At 63.7% G+C, this 16,340-nt stretch carries 19 protein-coding genes; 9 read left to right on the plus strand and 10 right to left on the minus strand.

What is annotated here, in order from left to right; translation table 11 throughout:
• Nucleotides 1–131: 131 nt before the first annotated feature.
• Nucleotides 132–872, minus strand: a complete 741-nt coding sequence (locus tag M1E10_RS06995; protein WP_499175650.1) for a TSUP family transporter — start codon at nt 870–872, stop codon at nt 132–134.
• Nucleotides 873–954: 82 nt separating this feature from the next.
• Entirely contained in the window at nt 955–3,648 is a 2,694-nt protein-coding gene (acnA, locus tag M1E10_RS07000) for an aconitate hydratase (protein WP_499175651.1), read from the minus strand.
• A 264-nt stretch (nt 3,649–3,912) separates the two neighbouring features.
• On the opposite strand from acnA, the gene ccmA reads away from it, so the two are divergent.
• Genes ccmA through M1E10_RS07025 form a run of 5 tightly spaced genes read left to right on the plus strand, consistent with a single transcriptional unit; the run spans nt 3,913 to nt 6,784 of the window.
• The gene (gene ccmA, locus M1E10_RS07005; RefSeq protein WP_499175652.1) at nt 3,913–4,554 is read left to right on the plus strand and encodes a heme ABC exporter ATP-binding protein CcmA; all 642 of its coding nucleotides are present in this window, start codon (nt 3,913–3,915) and stop codon (nt 4,552–4,554) included.
• Complete coding sequence (gene ccmB / locus M1E10_RS07010) at nt 4,551–5,210, plus strand: heme exporter protein CcmB (RefSeq protein ID WP_499175653.1); 660 nt, start codon at nt 4,551–4,553, stop codon at nt 5,208–5,210. Before ccmA ends, ccmB begins: the two co-directional genes overlap by 4 nt.
• A gap of 44 nt (nt 5,211–5,254) precedes the next feature.
• Entirely contained in the window at nt 5,255–6,013 is a 759-nt protein-coding gene (locus M1E10_RS07015; protein ID WP_499175654.1) for a heme ABC transporter permease, read from the plus strand.
• 1 nt (nt 6,014) lies between these two features.
• Nucleotides 6,015–6,188, plus strand: coding sequence for a heme exporter protein CcmD (ccmD, locus tag M1E10_RS07020; RefSeq protein ID WP_499175655.1), 174 nt, complete (start codon nt 6,015–6,017; stop codon nt 6,186–6,188).
• A complete protein-coding gene (locus M1E10_RS07025) occupies nt 6,185–6,784 on the plus strand; it encodes a thioredoxin domain-containing protein (protein ID WP_499175656.1) in 600 nt (199 codons plus the stop codon). Before ccmD ends, M1E10_RS07025 begins: the two co-directional genes overlap by 4 nt.
• A gap of 4 nt (nt 6,785–6,788) precedes the next feature.
• Here the strand turns inward: M1E10_RS07025 and M1E10_RS07030 are convergent, their stop codons facing one another.
• From M1E10_RS07030 to M1E10_RS07065, 8 genes are all read right to left on the minus strand, one after another.
• The gene (locus M1E10_RS07030) at nt 6,789–7,331 is read right to left on the minus strand and encodes a DUF2585 domain-containing protein (protein ID WP_499177108.1); all 543 of its coding nucleotides are present in this window, start codon (nt 7,329–7,331) and stop codon (nt 6,789–6,791) included.
• A 50-nt stretch (nt 7,332–7,381) separates the two neighbouring features.
• Nucleotides 7,382–8,029, minus strand: a complete 648-nt coding sequence (locus M1E10_RS07035; protein ID WP_499175657.1) for an inner membrane-spanning protein YciB — start codon at nt 8,027–8,029, stop codon at nt 7,382–7,384.
• A gap of 56 nt (nt 8,030–8,085) precedes the next feature.
• On the minus strand, nt 8,086–9,489 hold the full coding sequence (gene ftsY, locus M1E10_RS07040) for a signal recognition particle-docking protein FtsY (protein ID WP_499175658.1): 1,404 nt from the start codon (nt 9,487–9,489) through the stop codon (nt 8,086–8,088).
• Between the two features lie 9 nt (nt 9,490–9,498).
• Nucleotides 9,499–9,693, minus strand: a complete 195-nt coding sequence (locus M1E10_RS07045; RefSeq protein ID WP_499175659.1) for a hypothetical protein — start codon at nt 9,691–9,693, stop codon at nt 9,499–9,501.
• Between the two features lie 59 nt (nt 9,694–9,752).
• Nucleotides 9,753–10,655 (minus strand): diaminopimelate epimerase, encoded by a 903-nt coding sequence (dapF, locus tag M1E10_RS07050; RefSeq protein ID WP_499175660.1) that lies wholly within the window; start codon nt 10,653–10,655, stop codon nt 9,753–9,755.
• A 551-nt stretch (nt 10,656–11,206) separates the two neighbouring features.
• The gene (locus tag M1E10_RS07055; protein ID WP_499175661.1) at nt 11,207–12,289 is read right to left on the minus strand and encodes an MBL fold metallo-hydrolase; all 1,083 of its coding nucleotides are present in this window, start codon (nt 12,287–12,289) and stop codon (nt 11,207–11,209) included.
• 64 nt (nt 12,290–12,353) lie between these two features.
• The gene (locus M1E10_RS07060; RefSeq protein ID WP_499175662.1) at nt 12,354–12,791 is read right to left on the minus strand and encodes a type II toxin-antitoxin system VapC family toxin; all 438 of its coding nucleotides are present in this window, start codon (nt 12,789–12,791) and stop codon (nt 12,354–12,356) included.
• Nucleotides 12,791–13,033 carry a type II toxin-antitoxin system VapB family antitoxin gene (locus M1E10_RS07065; RefSeq protein ID WP_499175663.1) on the minus strand — a complete coding sequence of 81 codons (243 nt, stop codon included), beginning with the start codon at nt 13,031–13,033 and terminating at the stop codon, nt 12,791–12,793. Before M1E10_RS07065 ends, M1E10_RS07060 begins: the two co-directional genes overlap by 1 nt.
• A 297-nt stretch (nt 13,034–13,330) precedes the next feature.
• Between M1E10_RS07065 and ffh the strand changes: the two genes are divergently transcribed.
• From ffh to rimM, 4 genes are all read left to right on the plus strand, one after another.
• The gene (ffh, locus tag M1E10_RS07070) at nt 13,331–14,911 is read left to right on the plus strand and encodes a signal recognition particle protein (RefSeq protein WP_499175664.1); all 1,581 of its coding nucleotides are present in this window, start codon (nt 13,331–13,333) and stop codon (nt 14,909–14,911) included.
• Between the two features lie 8 nt (nt 14,912–14,919).
• Entirely contained in the window at nt 14,920–15,237 is a 318-nt protein-coding gene (locus tag M1E10_RS07075; protein ID WP_499175665.1) for a chorismate mutase, read from the plus strand.
• A 40-nt stretch (nt 15,238–15,277) separates the two neighbouring features.
• Nucleotides 15,278–15,655, plus strand: coding sequence for a small ribosomal subunit protein bS16 (rpsP, locus tag M1E10_RS07080; RefSeq protein ID WP_499175666.1), 378 nt, complete (start codon nt 15,278–15,280; stop codon nt 15,653–15,655).
• A 117-nt stretch (nt 15,656–15,772) separates the two neighbouring features.
• Nucleotides 15,773–16,336 (plus strand): ribosome maturation factor RimM, encoded by a 564-nt coding sequence (gene rimM / locus M1E10_RS07085; RefSeq protein ID WP_499175667.1) that lies wholly within the window; start codon nt 15,773–15,775, stop codon nt 16,334–16,336.
• Nucleotides 16,337–16,340 lie beyond the last annotated feature (4 nt).

The following is a 16,340-nucleotide window of genomic DNA, read 5'->3' on the forward strand; positions in this document are numbered from 1 at the left end:
GGATGGCGGCAAGCAAGCGCTAACGCAGGAAGCCCGGAAAGGTAACTGTGCCCGGTGCTCAAGATAAAGTAACGATGGGGTGAGGAGGTGAGCCGGACTCACATGTCGGCTGCATGACGCAATTCGGCCACTCATCTCAGCACCTGCTGAAGCCCCTGCAGGAGATAAACGGCACCGACCCCGGTGACGATCCAGCGGGTCCAGGCGCGGAAGCCGACGTCGGTCATCCGCTGCAGGATACTGTTGCCGGCCCGCGTCCCGAGGATGGCAATCGGTGCCGCAAGCGCTATGGCAATCCAGTCCGCCTGCGGCAGGACGCTCGCCGCCTTCCAGTAGAAGATGACCTTGGTGGCATGCGAGACCAGCTGGGTGGCAGCCTTGGTGGCGATCACCGTGCGGCGGTCCATCATGGTGCGGATGAAAAAGATGTCGATCGTCGGTCCGGAGACCCCGACGCCCACCGTCAAGGCTCCGGCTACAAGGCCGCACACCAGAGCGTGCGACGGCCGGGAGGCATCGAGATGCAGCCGCTCAACCGGCAACCAGACGAGGATCGGCATCAGCCCGATCGCGATGGAGACCACGAGGAGGTTCGGTGTGTAGTCCAGGACGAGCAGCACCGCCGCCGAGATCGCAAGCCCGATGCAGAGAATGCCGAGGATGGAGAAATCGATGTAGTGCCGCGAGAACCAGGCGCGGGACCCGTTCGCCACCATCTGGATGACGCCATGGACGGCAATCGCGGTGCCGACCGGCATCAGGAACAGCAGGACCCAGAGCAGGATCAGGCCGCCGGCCATCCCGAAGACGCCTGAAAGCAGGGACGTCAGGAAGACGGTGCAGGCCATGCCGAAGAGGATGGCGAGGCTCAATGAGAAATTCCGCGCAAGAGGCGGCTCAACTCAGCCGCAGAAGGAAAACACCCGCCGGTATCCGGCGGGTGTTTTTGCAAGATCAGGCTGCGAGATCGCGCAGAACGGTCTGGAGGATGCCGCCGTTGTTCATGTAGGTGACCTCGTCGATCGTATCGATGCGGCAGAGGATGTTGACCTCCTTCACCGAACCGTCACCGTAGGTGATCTGGGCCTTCTTCCACTCACGCGGCTTGATCGGGCCTTCGAGGCCTTCGATGGTGACCGTCTCGTCGCCCTTCAGGTCGAGGCTCGCCCAGGTCGTGCCTTCCTCCAGCACGAAGGGCACGACGCCCATGCCGACGAGGTTGGAACGGTGGATACGCTCGAAGGACTGGGCGATGACCGCCTTGACGCCGAGCAGGTTGGTGCCCTTGGCGGCCCAGTCACGCGACGAACCATTGCCGTATTCGACACCGGCGAAGATGACGAGCGGAACGCCTTCCTGCTTGTACTGCATGGCAGCGTCGTAGATCGACATCTCTTCCTTCGACGGATAGTGGATGGTGAAGCCACCCTCCTTGCCGTTCGGCCCCAGCATGAAGTTGCGGATGCGGATGTTGGCGAACGTGCCGCGCATCATCACTTCGTGGTTGCCGCGCCGCGTACCATACTGGTTGAAGTCCGCAACGCCGACGCCATGATCCATGAGGTAGGCACCCGCAGGCGAAGCCGCCTTGATCGAACCGGCCGGAGAGATGTGGTCGGTGGTGATCTTGTCGCCGAACAGGCCGAGCACGCGCGCACCCTTGATGTCCTTGATGCCGGCGCCGGTCTTGCCCATGCCCACGAAGTAGGGCGGGTTCTGGACGTAGGTGGAGTTGTCGTCCCAGGCATAGGTCTGGCCCGGAGGAATCTGCACCGCCTGCCAGTTCTCGTCACCCTTGAACACGTCCGCATACTTGCTCTCGTAGAGCTCGCGGGTGACGTATTTCAGGATGAACTCCTGGATCTCGTGCGAGGTCGGCCAGATGTCCTTGAGGAACACCGGGTTGCCGTTCTGGTCCTCGCCGATCGGCTCCGAGGTGAGGTCCTTCTGGACCGAACCGGCCAGCGCATAGGCGACGACGAGCGGCGGCGAGGCGAGGTAGTTTGCCTGGACGTCCGGCGAGATGCGACCCTCGAAGTTGCGGTTGCCCGAGAGCACGCCAGCCGCGATCAGCCCCTTGTCGTTGATCGTCTTGGAGATTGGCGCCGGCAGCGGACCCGAGTTGCCGATGCAGGTGGTGCAACCGAAGCCGACAAGGTTGAAGCCGAGCTTGTCGAGATCGTCCTGCAGGCCGGCCTTGGCGAGATATTCGGCCACAACCTGCGATCCGGGTGCCAGCGACGTCTTGACCCACGGCTTCGTCTTCAGGCCCTTGGCGACCGCATTGCGAGCCAGGAGGCCGGCGGCGATCAGCACGCTCGGGTTGGAGGTGTTGGTGCAGGAGGTGATGGCAGCAATCGCCACGTCACCATGGCCGAGATCGAAATCCGTGCCCTCGACCGCATAGCGGTTGGTAAGCTGGCCGGGCTTCTTGTAGTCCACGTCCATCGCGCTGGCGAAGCCGGTGGCGATGTTTTCGAGCGAAATGCGGCCTTCCGGACGCTTCGGGCCGGCCATCGACGGCACGACGTCGCCGAGATCAAGCTCCAGCGTATCGGTGAAGACGAGTTCGGAGCCGTCGCCGTCGCGCCACATCCCCTGAGCCTTGGAATAGGCCTCGACGAGCGCGATGCGGTCCTTGGTGCGGCCCGACATGGTGAGGTAGTTGATGGTTTCACCGTCGACCGGGAAGAAGCCGCAGGTGGCGCCATATTCGGGGCCCATGTTGCCGATGGTCGCGCGGTCTGCCAGCGACATCGAATCCAGGCCGGGGCCGAAGAATTCGACGAACTTGGAGACGACGCCCTTCTTGCGCAGCATCTGCACGACGGTCAGCACGAGGTCGGTCGCGGTCACGCCTTCCTTCACCTTGCCGGTCAGCTTGAAGCCGATGACTTCCGGCAGGAGCATGGAGACCGGCTGGCCCAGCATGGCAGCCTCTGCCTCGATGCCGCCCACACCCCAGCCGAGAACGCCGAGGCCGTTGATCATCGTGGTGTGCGAATCGGTGCCGACGCAGGTGTCCGGATAGGCGGTCGTTTCGCCATCCTCGTCCTTGGTCCAGACGGTCTGGCCGAGGTACTCGAGGTTGACCTGGTGACAGATGCCGGTGCCGGGCGGCACGACGCGGAAGTTCTTGAACGCCTGCTGGCCCCACTTCAGGAAGCGGTAGCGTTCGCCGTTGCGCTCGTATTCCAGCTCGACGTTGCGGGCAAAGGCAGTCGGAGTGCCGAATTCATCGACGATGACCGAGTGGTCGATGACGAGATCGACGGGGACGAGCGGATTGATCTTCTCCGGATCACCGCCAAGATTGACCATCGCGTCGCGCATGGCGGCCAGATCGACAACGGCGGGAACGCCGGTGAAGTCCTGCATCAGCACGCGGGCCGGGCGATAGGCGATCTCGTTCTCGACCGTACCCTTGTTGTTCAGCCATTCGGCAATCGTCAGGATCTGCGCCTTGTCGACCGTGCGGCCGTCTTCGTGGCGGAGCAGGTTCTCCAGCAGGACCTTCATGGAAAAGGGGAGCTTGGAGACGCCGGGGAGACCGTTGGCTTCCGCTTTGGGAAGACTGTAATAGACATAGTCCTTGCCATCGACGGTAAGGACGGAGCGACAATTAAAACTGTCGAGAGATTTGGTCACGGAACAACCCCGCTGATTATAGAGCCAACACGCGCGTGCGGACGCCTATGCACTACTGCACATCAGGATGCGGGTGCGACCATTTCCGCTGTCCGCACGAGAAGACGATGTCCTCACGTTCGGCGCAAGATGATTAATCACGCCGGTCGCTGGCGTGGTTGCGAAGCTTATAGATAATTTCTAAGAAGGGTTCCAGACTGCTAAAGTGCTAATTGCGCAAAATTTTTAAGTCCGGTGATTAAAATCCTAACAAAGGCGTCGAGCATGCGGCTGAAGGCCGAAGAACTGGCCGCGCGCCGTGGCGAGGATCTGCTTTTTGCGGATATCTCCTTCGATCTTGGAGCTGGCGAGGCCCTGATTCTGACGGGCCGCAACGGATCCGGCAAGTCGACGCTGCTGCGCGTCGTCGCCGGTCTGCTGCCGGCCGAGGCAGGACGTGTCATCTGGACCGGCGAGGGCGAGGCGATGCGCGCCTGTGAGGCATGCCACTATCTCGGCCACCGCAATGCCATGAAGGCCGAACTGACCGTGCAGGAGAACCTCTCGTTCTGGAAGAGTTTCCTCGGGGATCTCGAAGGCGGAGCGGGTATCTCCGTCGCCGAGGCTGCCGACCGGGTCGGGTTGGGTGGCATTGTGCATCTCCCCTTCGGCTATCTGTCGGCCGGCCAGCAGCGAAGGATGGCCTTCGCCAAGCTGCTCGTCGCCTACCGACCTGTGTGGATCCTCGACGAGCCGACAGCCGCGCTCGACACCCGCGCCGAACAGACCTTCACCGATCTGATCCAGCAGCACCTGGCTGCAGGCGGCATCCTGCTTGCAGCCACCCACCAGCCTCTCGGTCTGGAAAATGCGACGGAGCTGCGGATGACAGGCTTTGACGATCTGCCGGAGGCTTTCCTGCAATGATGGCTCTCCTGCTCCGGGATCTGAAACTCTCCGTACGCGCCGGCGGCGGCGCGCTGATCGGCGTCCTGTTCTTCATGACGGTGGTGGCGGTCATTCCCTTCGGCGTTGGTCCGGATCTCAACCTCCTGTCGCGCATCGGCCCGGCCATCGTCTGGATCGGCGCGCTGCTCTCGGCCCTGCTCGGCCTGGATCGCCTCTTTCAGACGGAGCGCGAGGATGGCTCGCTCGACCTGATCCTGATGCAGGAGCATCCGCTGGTCCTGACCGTGCTCGTCAAATGCCTGGCGCATTGGCTCGCCAACGGCCTGCCGCTGGTGATCGCGTCGCCGCTTCTGGGCCTCTTCATGAACATGAGCGAAAAGGCGATCGGTGCCGTGGCGCTGACGCTGCTGGTCGGCTCCCCCGCCTTGACCTTCATTGGCGCCGTCGGCGCGGCCGTGGCGGTTGCCCTGCCGCGCGGCGGTCTTCTCGTCTCGATCCTCGTGCTGCCGCTCGCCGTGCCGGTGCTGATCTTCGGTGTCAGCGCCTCCTACGCCGCCGTCGAGGACCCTGCCCCGTTTATGCCGCCTTTTCTGATATTGTCGGCGATCACGATGTTTTTCGCAGTCCTTGGCCCCGTCGGTGCGGCGCTGGCGTTGCGCAACGCCGGTGATTGACTAGAATCAAGCCTGAAGCCGCCGTCTTCGCCTAGAAAGCCGCCATGACCGAAAGCCTCGCCATCACCAAGTTCAGCGACCTTGCCAATCCGACGCGATTCCTGGCGCTCGTTGCCCGGCTGTTGCCGTGGCTGGCCTGTCTGACCGCCGGCCTTTTCGCAGTCGGCCTCTACCTCAGCTTCACGACGGAGGGGGATTACCAGCAGGGCGAGACGGTACGGATCATGTATATCCACGTGCCGGCGGCCTGGCTGTCCATGATGTGCTACACCGTGATGGCGCTCTCGGCGATCGGCACGCTGGTCTGGCGCCATCCCCTGGCCGATGTCAGCCACAAGGCCGCCGCACCGCTCGGTGCCGCTTTCACGCTGATCGCGCTCGCCACCGGCTCGCTCTGGGGAAAACCCATGTGGGGCACCTGGTGGGTCTGGGATGCACGGCTGACCTCCGTCTTCATCCTGTTCCTGATGTATCTCGGCCTGATCGCCCTCAACCGCGCCCTCGACGATCCCTCGCGCGCCGCGCGCCTCAGCGCCGTGCTGATCCTCGTCGGCTTCGTCAACATCCCGATCATCAAGTTCTCGGTGGACTGGTGGAACACGCTGCATCAGCCGGCGAGCGTCATCAGGCTCGACGGGCCGACGATTGCGCCGGAGTTCCTGGTCCCGCTGCTGGTCATGGCGCTCGCCTTTACCCTCCTGTTCTTCACACTGCACCTGACGGCGATGCGCAACGAGATCTGGCGCCGCCGGGTGGGCGCCCAGCGCCGCATGGCGGCCCGCATGGCCGGCCGGGAGGCATGAGATGAGCCACGGATTCTACATCGCCCTCTCCTATGGCATCTGCGCGATGATCGTCGGCATCCTGATCTTCTGGGTCTGGCTGGATGGCCGGGCGCGGCAAAAGGAACTTGTGGAGCTCGAGCGTGCCGGTGTGCGCCGCCGCTCGTCCGCAGCCGCAACGGACGAGATCCGATGACCGCCGAGACGAACGACACCGCGCGCCGGCGCGGCATCGGCCGCTACCTGCTCGCCCTGTTGCCGCTTCTCGTCTTTGGCGGATTCGCGCTGGTGGCCGGCAAGATGCTCTACGACCAGGACGTGAACGGCCGCGACATCTCCGCGATCCCCTCCGCGCTGATCGGCCAGAAGGCACCCTCGCTTGCCCTGCCACCCCTGGAGGGGTCCAGCACGCCCGCGCTCACGGATGCCGCGATGGCCGGCAGGCTGACGCTCGTCAACGTCTTTGCCTCCTGGTGCGTCCCCTGCCGTCAGGAGCATCCGATCCTCAAGGAGGTGGCGAAGGACGAACGCCTGACGGTGGTCGGCATCAACTACAAGGACCGCAACGACAACGCCCTTCGTTTCCTCGGCGAACTGGGCAACCCCTACGACGCGATCGGCGTCGATCCGAACGGCAAGGCGGCGATCGACTGGGGCGTGTATGGCATTCCGGAAAGCTATCTCGTCGGCGCTGACGGCACCATCCTCTACAAGAAGGTCGGCCCCTTCGACGAGCGCAGCCTGACCCAGGAACTGCTGCCGGCAATCGAGAAGGCCACAGCCGGCGGCTGAGGCCTTAGCCGAGAGCGCCCTGCCATTCCCGGATCGCGTCGACCGGCCAGAGCAGCATCAGCACGTTGAGGGTGAGATTGTCGCGGATGATCCAGCCGGTCGCGAGCTCGAAGCCGAGAGCGATCGCGATCGTCAGCCAGACCGGCAGTCGGGCGGCGGCGAGGAAGCCGAGCGTCATGAACACCGTGTCCATCGCCGAGTTCAGAATGCTGTCGCCGGTATAGCCGAGCGCCATGGTCGCCGTCCGGTAGCGGTCGATCACCATCGGCGTGTTTTCGAGGATCTCCCACGCCGCTTCGATCAGCACCGCGAGCGACAGCCGGGCTGGGAGCGGCGCACGGCGAAACAGCAGCCAGGCGAGGCCGTAGAACAGGAAGCCGTGGATGATGTGCGAGGGCGTGTACCAGTCGGACAAATGCTGCGAATTGCCGCTGGAATTGACCCCGCCCTCCCACAGCTTGACGTAGCCGCATTCGCAGATCGGCAGGCGCCCCATGGCATAGAGGACGACGATCTGCAGCAGGAAGAGCGCCAGCGCGACGCCCATCCAGACCCGTCGCGAACCCCATCCGGAAGATTGGTTGGCCAGGCTATCGCTCAAGGCTTGGTGTCCGCCGTCGCGTCCGAAATCGTGTGCCGCATGATCAGCGGCATCTGCGCGAAGGTGAAGATGAGCGTGATCGGCATTGTGCCCCAGACCTTGAAGTTGACCCAGACATCATCGGAGAAATTGCGCCAGACAACCTCGTTCAGCACCGCCAGAAACAGGAAGAACAGGCCCCAGCGGAAGGAGAGCTTCTTCCAGCCGAGCGCATCGAGATTGAAGGCGGCGTTGAAGACATAGCCGAGCAGCGCCTTGCCGAAGAACAGGCCGCCCAGAAGAGCCACACCGAACAGCGCGTTGACGATCGTCGGCTTCATCTTGATGAAGGTTTCGTCCTGCAGCCAGATCGACAGCGAGCCGAACACCATGACCACGATGCCCGACACGAAGGGCATGACCGGCAGGTGCTTGAAGACGATTTTCGACACGACCAGCGAGATCACGGTCGCGACCATGAACAGCGCCGTGGCGATGAGCAGCGGTCCGCCCACGGCGCTTAAGGCCGGAAACGTCTCAGCCAGCCATTCCGCACGGATATTGCTGAAGAAGAAGACCAGCAGGGGGCCGATCTCGAGCGCGAACTTCAGCATCGGATGATGCTTTTCTTCAACGGTGGGCTTGGTGTCGCTTTCGAGCGTCATGGGTTCTCAACTTCTCTCGCCTGGAATGGCGGGTGGCAAACCGTGTTTCTGTGGCATCAATGCGTCAGCCCGGCAATGGCCTTGGCGAATTCATCCGCCTCGAAGGGCTCCAGATCCTCGACACCTTCGCCGACGCCGATGAAATAGACCGGCAGCTTGTGCTTGGCGGCGATGCCGACGAGGATGCCGCCGCGCGCCGTGCCGTCGAGCTTGGTCATGATCAGACCGTTGACGCCGGCGATGTTGCGGAAGATCTCCACCTGGCTGAGCGCATTCTGGCCGGTGGTGGCGTCGAGCGTCTGCAGCACCGTATGCGGGGCCTCCGGATCGAGCTTGCCGAGCACGCGGACGATCTTTTCGAGCTCCGCCATCAGCTCCGCCTTGTTCTGCAGCCGACCGGCAGTATCGATGATCAGCACATCCGACTTCTTCGCCCGTGCCTGCTCGAAGGCGTCATAGGCAAGCCCTGCCGCATCGGCACCGAGCTTCGTGCCGATGAACTCGGAGCCGGTGCGGTCCGCCCAGATCTTCAACTGCTCGATGGCGGCGGCGCGGAACGTGTCGCCCGCAGCCAGCATGACCTTCAGTCCGGAGCCGGAAAGCTTTGCTGCCAGCTTGCCGATCGTCGTCGTCTTGCCGGTGCCGTTGACGCCGACGACGAGGATGACGTGCGGTTTGTGGCTGAGGTCGAGTGCCAGCGGCCTGGCGACCGGCGCCAGCACCTTGCTGATCTCCGCCGCCATGATCCGCGACACATCTTCGCCCGTCACGTCCTTGCCGTAGCGTTCCGACGACAGCGCGCCGGTGATGCGCATGGCGGTTTCGACGCCGAGATCCGCCTGGATCAACAGATCCTCGAGGTCTTCCAGCGTCTGGTCGTCCAGCTTGCGCTTGGTAAACAGCGCCGTGATCTGGCCGGTCAGCTGCGAGGAGGTGCGGGAAAGCCCGGCCCGCAGCCGCTGATACCAGGTCATCCGGGGGGCTTCGACCTCCGGCTCCGGGGCGGTCTCGACACGGGTCGAGAACCCCTTCGGCAGGACGGGTTCCACGGGCGCGTCCGCGACCGAGGATTCCTCTGTTCCGGCCTCACTCTCGGCCTCCAGCAGCGACAGCGGCACCATGCCGATCTCGGAAGATGCCCCCAGTCCGGCTAGGAGTGCGGGAACGTCGTCATCCTCGGGAAGGTTGGCATCCTCGGGAAAGTCGGCTTGCGGGCCGACGTCCGGCATGGCAGCCGCATCTGCCGTATCGTCGGCCACCGGTCCGCCGGCCGTATCCATTTCGACCGCCGCAACGGGATCGACCGGCGAGACGGGCAGATCCTCCTGGCGCGAATGCGGTTCGCTCTCCGTGCCGATGGCGGCGGCCTCGGCGGGGGTGAGTGCCTCTCCGGGGGTCGGTTCCTCGACGGGCTTGTCCTTGCCGAAGGTGAAGACCTTTTTGATGAAGCCGAGCGCCATGTTTTTTCCTTAAGCAGCCTGCGCGGTCGCAGGCCGCATCTCGAGATGCTTGCCGTTGTGGCCGGTGATCGTCACCCGCTTCAGATCCCGGGCCTTCAGACCCGGCGTCGCCACCAGCGAGAAGTTGTCGGTATGCGCGAAGCCCTTGTTCTCCGCCAGGATCATCTGTTGCGTGCCAGTCCCTCGGTCAAGAGGCAGGCGCAAGACTGGCTCGCGCAGGCTCAGTCGGATGCAGGCCGCGGGCGTTGCGGACAGGCGAGCGCTCAATGGGCCTGTGCCTCTCTCGCATCATCGCGCACGAACTGGCCGGTGCGCGGATCGAGGTGGCCCGACCATTCCCATTCCGCAGGTCCCGTCATCACGACGTGATCATCCGCGCGCCACTCGATCACCAGCGGCTGGCGGATCGGGCTGGAGGCGACGTCGATGGTGACGGTGCGGCCCGTGCGGCCGGTGCGGGCAGCCGACACGGCGGCGGCGCAGGCGGCCGAGCCGCAGGCCAGCGTCAGGCCGGCGCCACGCTCCCAGGTGCGGGTGCGCAGCGAGGTATCGGACGTCACCTGCGCCAGCGTGATATTGGCCTTCTCCGGAAACATCGGGTGGTTTTCGAGAAGCGGGCCGAAGCGCTCCAGATCGAAGCCCATCGGATCGCGGTCGACCCAGAAGACCGCATGCGGATTGCCCATCGACATGGCCGAGGGCGAATGCAGCACCGGCGCATCGATCGGCCCTATCTGCAGTTCGATCCGGCTCGTGTCGAAGAATTCCTCCGCCAGCGGGATGCGGTCCCAGGCAAAGACCGGCTTGCCCATGTCCACCGAGATCGTGCCGTCGTCATGCTCGACAGCGTTCAGGATGCCGGCGACGGTCTGGAAGGTGAAGGTCTTGCGGCCCGTCTCGGCGGCCAGCGCCTGGACGACGCAGCGTGTGCCATTGCCGCAGGCCTGAGCCTTGGAGCCGTCGGAGTTCAGGATATCGATCCAGGCATCGGTGCCCTGCGCCTTCGGGTCGTGGACCGCCATGATCTGGTCGAACTCGGTCGCAGGATCGGCATTCAGCGCGATCGCCGCTTCCGGCGTCACCTTGTCGGACCGGCCGCGCATGTCGACGACGAGGATCTTGTTGCCAAGCCCGTTCATCCTCGCAAATTCGACCTGATCTGCCATCGCCTTCGATCCCGCTGGGTACCTGCCCACTCGCCGCCGTATATGGCGGAAACCACGGATAATTACCAGAGTGCGGACACGCAGAGCCTCCGCGGCCGGAAGCCGGTGCGGTTGGAGATGCGGTCCAAGGAGAGCCCACGCACATGCGAAACCTCTCAAAGTATATTAAGTGTGGCTCCGCATGTGCGTGGCCTTCGGCGTTCTTTCGGGACTTCCGGTCCCTACAGGCAGTCGTCTCGTCTCGCTGCGTGCGAAAAAGTTTCGCACTTGCACGGCTAAACCGAACCGGGCCTGGCGACCCGGGGGAGACTTGATAGGAAGCGGCATCTTGCAACGCCACCGCCATGACTTCCGCCTCCCTGCCTCTCACCGCACGTTACGGCATCGAGACAGGGCGCCGGCTCCCGCCTGCCCGCGAACGTCTCGCGAAACACTCCGGCGGCGGAGGCGGACATATCTTCGCTCCGCTTCGCAAGAGGTGAATCTGAACTGCGCTAAGTGGTTGAACTACCTGGGGCAGGGGTGCAAAAACGGCCTCTCCCGTCGCCAAATCAGGCTGTTGCCGCAGGCACCTCGAAGACCTCTCCCGGTCGCATCGGCCGGAAGCGTTCGCGCGGCAGGCTCCGCGCGTCGAGCGCGACGTGCAGCGCCACCACCGGCTCCTCGATGCCCTCGTCGGTCAGCTTGAAGGTGCCCCAGTGATGGCCGGCCACATGCGCTGCATTGCAGAGCAGCATGCCTTCCACCGCCTCTTCCGGGTTCTGGTGCTGCGCCTTCATGAACCACTGCGGCTCATAGGCGCCGAAGGGCAGGTTGGCGAGCCGGAAGCCGCCATGCTTTTCGCGCGCCGCGCGGTAGTTGATGCCGCTGTGGAAGCCTGTGTCACCGACATGGTAGATCTTGCCGGCGGGCGTCTCGATGACGAAGGCGGCCCAGAGCGCCATGCGACGGTCGCCGAGACCTCGCGCCGACCAGTGGTGGCACGGCTCGCAATGGAGGGTGACGCCGCGAGCGAGTTCGAGCCGGTCGGCCCAGTCCATCACCGCAATCCTTGCATCGCCCAGCCGCGCGCGCATGATGTCGTCATTGCCGAGCGGCGTCACGAATTGCGGCTTGTCGCGCCCCTGCAGCACCCAGAGCGTTTCCAGGTCCATGTGGTCGTAGTGATTGTGGGTGACGATGACGACGTCGATCGGCGGCAGGTCGCCCATGGTGATGCCGGGCTGGTTGACGCGTTTCGGCCCGGCAAAACGGACGGGGCTGGCGCGCTCGTCCCAGACCGGATCGGTCAGGATGTTCAAGCCAGCCACCTGGATCAGGAAGGAGGCGTGGCCGACCATGGTGACCGCCATCCGGTCACCGGAGACACGCTCTTCCGGTACGGCTTGCGGAAAGGGGCTGGGAAAGCTTTCCGGCCAGGCCTTGTTGTTGCCGCCGAGCTTCCAGCGGATCAGATTGGCAAACCCGCCCGGCTCTTCGCCACCCGGATTGAAGAAGACCTTGCCGTCGAAATGATCGGTGACGGGTCCGGTGTAATACTTATTGCCGGCCATGGCACTCCTTGCCGTGACGCCGCCCGCAAGTGCGGCAAGGGCTGCGAGACCGGACCATTTGAGAAAATTGCGACGGTTCATGCGGTGTATGTAGCAGGATACGCGTGCGAAGGGGAGGATCCGATCTGATGGCACAGGTACACGATCACGCGATCTCGATGTCGGTCCTGGCGAAGTCGTCGCCGACGAAGAGCAGCGGCACCTTCAGCGTTTTCGCCGCCGCATAGGAGAAGCAGTCGCCGAAGTTGAGCCTGGCGGGGTGGCCGACGAAGCGACCAAACGTCTTGGCAGCGCCAAGCGCTTCTTGATGCAGACCGACGGGGAGATTGACTTCAACGGCGTCGACTTGCTCAAGGAACGCGCGGACAAGATCCTGCGTTTCCTCGATCAGGCTCGCAGGCGTGGTCGAATGCTCGCCATAGATGGAGATCTTCTTCTTGCGAGCCAGAGCAATCACAGCCTCGAAGACGACAGTCGAAGAGTAGTAGACGGGCAATTCTGCGAGGCTGATCCTGCGAAGCAGGGAACTTCCCGCTGCTTCCTGTCCGATAATGGCGACGATCGCTGATGCATCGAGAAACATCAGATTTCCCACATCTCGTCCATGAAAGCCTTTTCGTCGAAGTCCGAATCATTCAGTCCAAGTGCGGCATACCGATCCTGAATTTTCCTGACACGCTCTTCCAGCGTCAATTCCTCCCCCGCACGCTTGAGCTCGTTCTCGAGCGCTACACGCACCGCTTCAGTCTTGGTTTTGGTGCCGAGCCGGTGCATGAGTTCATCAGCGAGCTGGTTCACCTTGGCATCACGGATATAGAGGGACATCGCCTTATCGCCTTCAATGGTGATGAATATTCAATCTAACATGCCTGCATATTCACGCAACCCTCAATGATCCAACCTCGCCTGCCTTGACTCCCGCACCCTTTTCCTGTTTATCCGCCGCATCTGCTGACAAGTGACAAGACTTGGAGCCGCCGACCGGGGCCGATTTTACTGAGCCCGGAGGTCAACACCCGACAGCGCGTGGCGCCCTCGGGTGCTTTTTGGCTTTTCGTCTTGCTTTTGCCGGCGCGGATGACGACGTTTCCGATATCCCCGGAAGCGAAGAAGGAAGACACGATGTTTGAAAACCTCCAGGACCGTCTTGGCTCCATCCTGAATGGACTGACCGGCCGTGGCGCGCTGAGCGAGGCGGATGTCTCCGCCGCCCTGCGCGAGGTTCGCCGTGCGCTCCTGGAAGCGGACGTCGCGCTGGAAGTCGTCCGTTCCTTCACCGACCGTGTCCGTGAAAAGGCTGTCGGCGCCGACGTCGTCAAATCGATCAAGCCCGGCCAGATGGTCGTCAAGATCGTCCACGACGAGCTGGTCGAGATGCTGGGCGCCGAAGGCGTCGGCATCGACCTGCATGCGCCCTCGCCGGTCGTCATCATGATGGTCGGCCTGCAGGGATCGGGCAAGACGACGACAACCGGCAAGATTGCCAAGCGGTTGACCGACCGCGACCGCAAGAAGGTGCTGATGGCGTCGCTCGACACGCGCCGCCCGGCCGCCCAGGAACAGCTGCGCCAGCTCGGTGTCCAGACTGGTGTCGATACGCTGCCGATCATCGCCGGCCAGTCGCCGACCGATATTGCCGCCCGCGCCGTGCAGGCGGCCAAGCTCGGCGGCCATGACGTGGTGATCCTCGACACCGCCGGCCGCACCCATATCGACGAACCGCTGATGGCCGAGATGGCCGAAATCAAGCGGCGCGCCAATCCGCACGAGATCCTGCTGGTCGCCGATGCGCTGACCGGCCAGGACGCCGTCAACCTTGCCCGCAACTTCGACGAGCGCGTCGGCATTACCGGCCTCGTCCTGACCCGCATGGACGGCGACGGCCGCGGCGGTGCAGCACTCTCCATGCGCGCCGTCACCGGCAAGCCGATCAAGCTGATCGGTACCGGCGAGAAGATGTCGGAGATGGAGGAATTCCATCCCCGCCGCATCGCCGACCGCATCCTCGGCATGGGCGACATCGTCTCGCTGGTCGAGCGGGCGTCCGAAAACATCGACGCCGACAAGGCGCGCGCCATGGCCGAGAAGATGGCCAAGGGCAAGTTCGACCTGAACGATCTCGCCGACCAGTTGCGTCAGATGCAGTCGATGGGCGGCATGGGCGGCATCATGGGGATGATGCCCGGCATGGCCGGCATGAAGGACAAGATGGCCGCCGCGGGCTTGAACGACAAGCTGTTCGGCCGCCAGATCGCCATCATCCAGTCGATGACCAAGGCCGAGCGCGCCAACCCGGACGTCCTCAAGCATTCCCGCAAGAAGCGCATCGCCGCCGGCTCCGGCACCGACGCCGCCGAGATCAACAAGCTGCTGAAGATGCATCGCCAGATGGCCGACATGATGAAAGCCATGGGCGGCAAGGGCAAGGGCGGCGGCATGATGAAGCAGATGATGGGCGGCCTTGCCGGCAAGATGGGTCTTGGTGGCATGGGGGGTGGCATGGGCGGCGGCATGGGAGGCATGGGCGGCATGCCGGACCTCTCCAAGCTCGATCCGAAGCAGCTCGAAGCCCTGCAGAAGCAGGCGGAAGCCGCGGGCTTCAAGCCGGGCTCCATGCCCGGCCTGCCCGGCGGCATGGGCGGAGGCCTTCCGGGCCTCGGCGGCGGTTTCCCGGGCCTGCCCGGCATGCCGAAGAAGAAGTGAGGGGGAGCATGGCCGAGAAAGACGTCAAGGAACAGCTTTTGGGCTACCGGCAGTCGATCGACAACATCGATGCGGCACTGTTGCACATGCTCGCGGAACGCTTCCGCTGCACCAAGGAAGTCGGGCTCCTCAAGGCCCGTTACGATTTGCCGCCGGCCGACCCGGCGCGCGAAGAATACCAGATCGAACGCCTCCGCCGCCTGGCGAAGGACGCTCATCTGGACCCGGATTTCGCCGAGAAGTTCCTGAACTTCGTCATCACGGAAGTCATCCGGCACCATGAAGCAATCGCTGCCGAACACGGCGGCACCAAACAGTCCGCCTGATCCCAAGCGGCCCCATACAAAGACCCAAGGAGTAAGAAAAATGTCCCTGAAGATTCGTCTCGCCCGTGGCGGTTCCAAGAAGCGTCCCTACTACCACGTCGTCATCGCCGACGCCCGCGCTCCGCGCGACGGCCGCTTCCTCGAGAAGGTCGGCCACTGGAACCCGATGCTGCCGAAGGATAACGCGAGCCGCGTCGAACTGAACCTCGAGCGCATCCAGGAATGGATTGCCAAGGGCGCCCAGCCGACGGACCGCGTTCTCCGCTTCCTCGCCGAAGCCGGCGTTGCCCAGCGCGAGACCAAGAACAACCCGGAAAAGGCAAAGCCCGGCAAGAAGGCCCAGGAACGGACCGCCGAGCGCGCCCAGAAGGAAGCAGATTCCGCCGCTGCCGCTTCGGAAGCCGCCGCTGCCGAATAAGTGACGACCCGCTTCTGGCGGCGAACGGGCGGCACGGAGACGTGCCGCCCGTTTTGTGTTTTCATTTGGCCGCACTCTGAGTAAAAAGCGCCCCTGAATGGTCCGGGACAAGAACGCATGAACAAGCTCCAACATCCGATCCTGATGGCGACGATCGGCGCCGCCCAAGGCCTGCGCGGAGAGGTGCGGGTCCGTTCCTACACGGCAGAGCCGATGGCGCTCGGCAACTACGGCAAGCTTCATGCCAAGGATGGCCGCGTCTTCGAGATCCTGGACATCCGCGAGGCCAAGAACGTCGTGGTGGTCCGCTTCCGCGGCGTCAACAGCCGGGAAGATGCCGAAGCTCTGACGGGCCTTGAGCTCTATGTCGAACGGGAGAACCTATCGGACGAGGAGCTCGACGACGACGAATTCTATTATGCAGATCTCGAAGGTCTCGACGCAGTCGACGAAACGGGCAAGAGCTACGGCACCGTCAGCGGAGTCTACGATTTCGGCGCTGGCGACCTCCTCGAACTGAAGGGCCCCGGACGCCGTCCGACCCTCATCCCCTTTTCCGAAGCCGCCGTCCTGGAGATCGATCTCGAAGGGGGCCGGATCGTCATCGATCCCCGCGCCGCAGGCCTGATCGAAGATCCGGATGAGAAGAGCCGTGGCAAGCCGCCGGAAGGCGAGCGGTAGCCGC

This window comes from Rhizobium sp. PK7-22, from assembly GCF_056530405.1.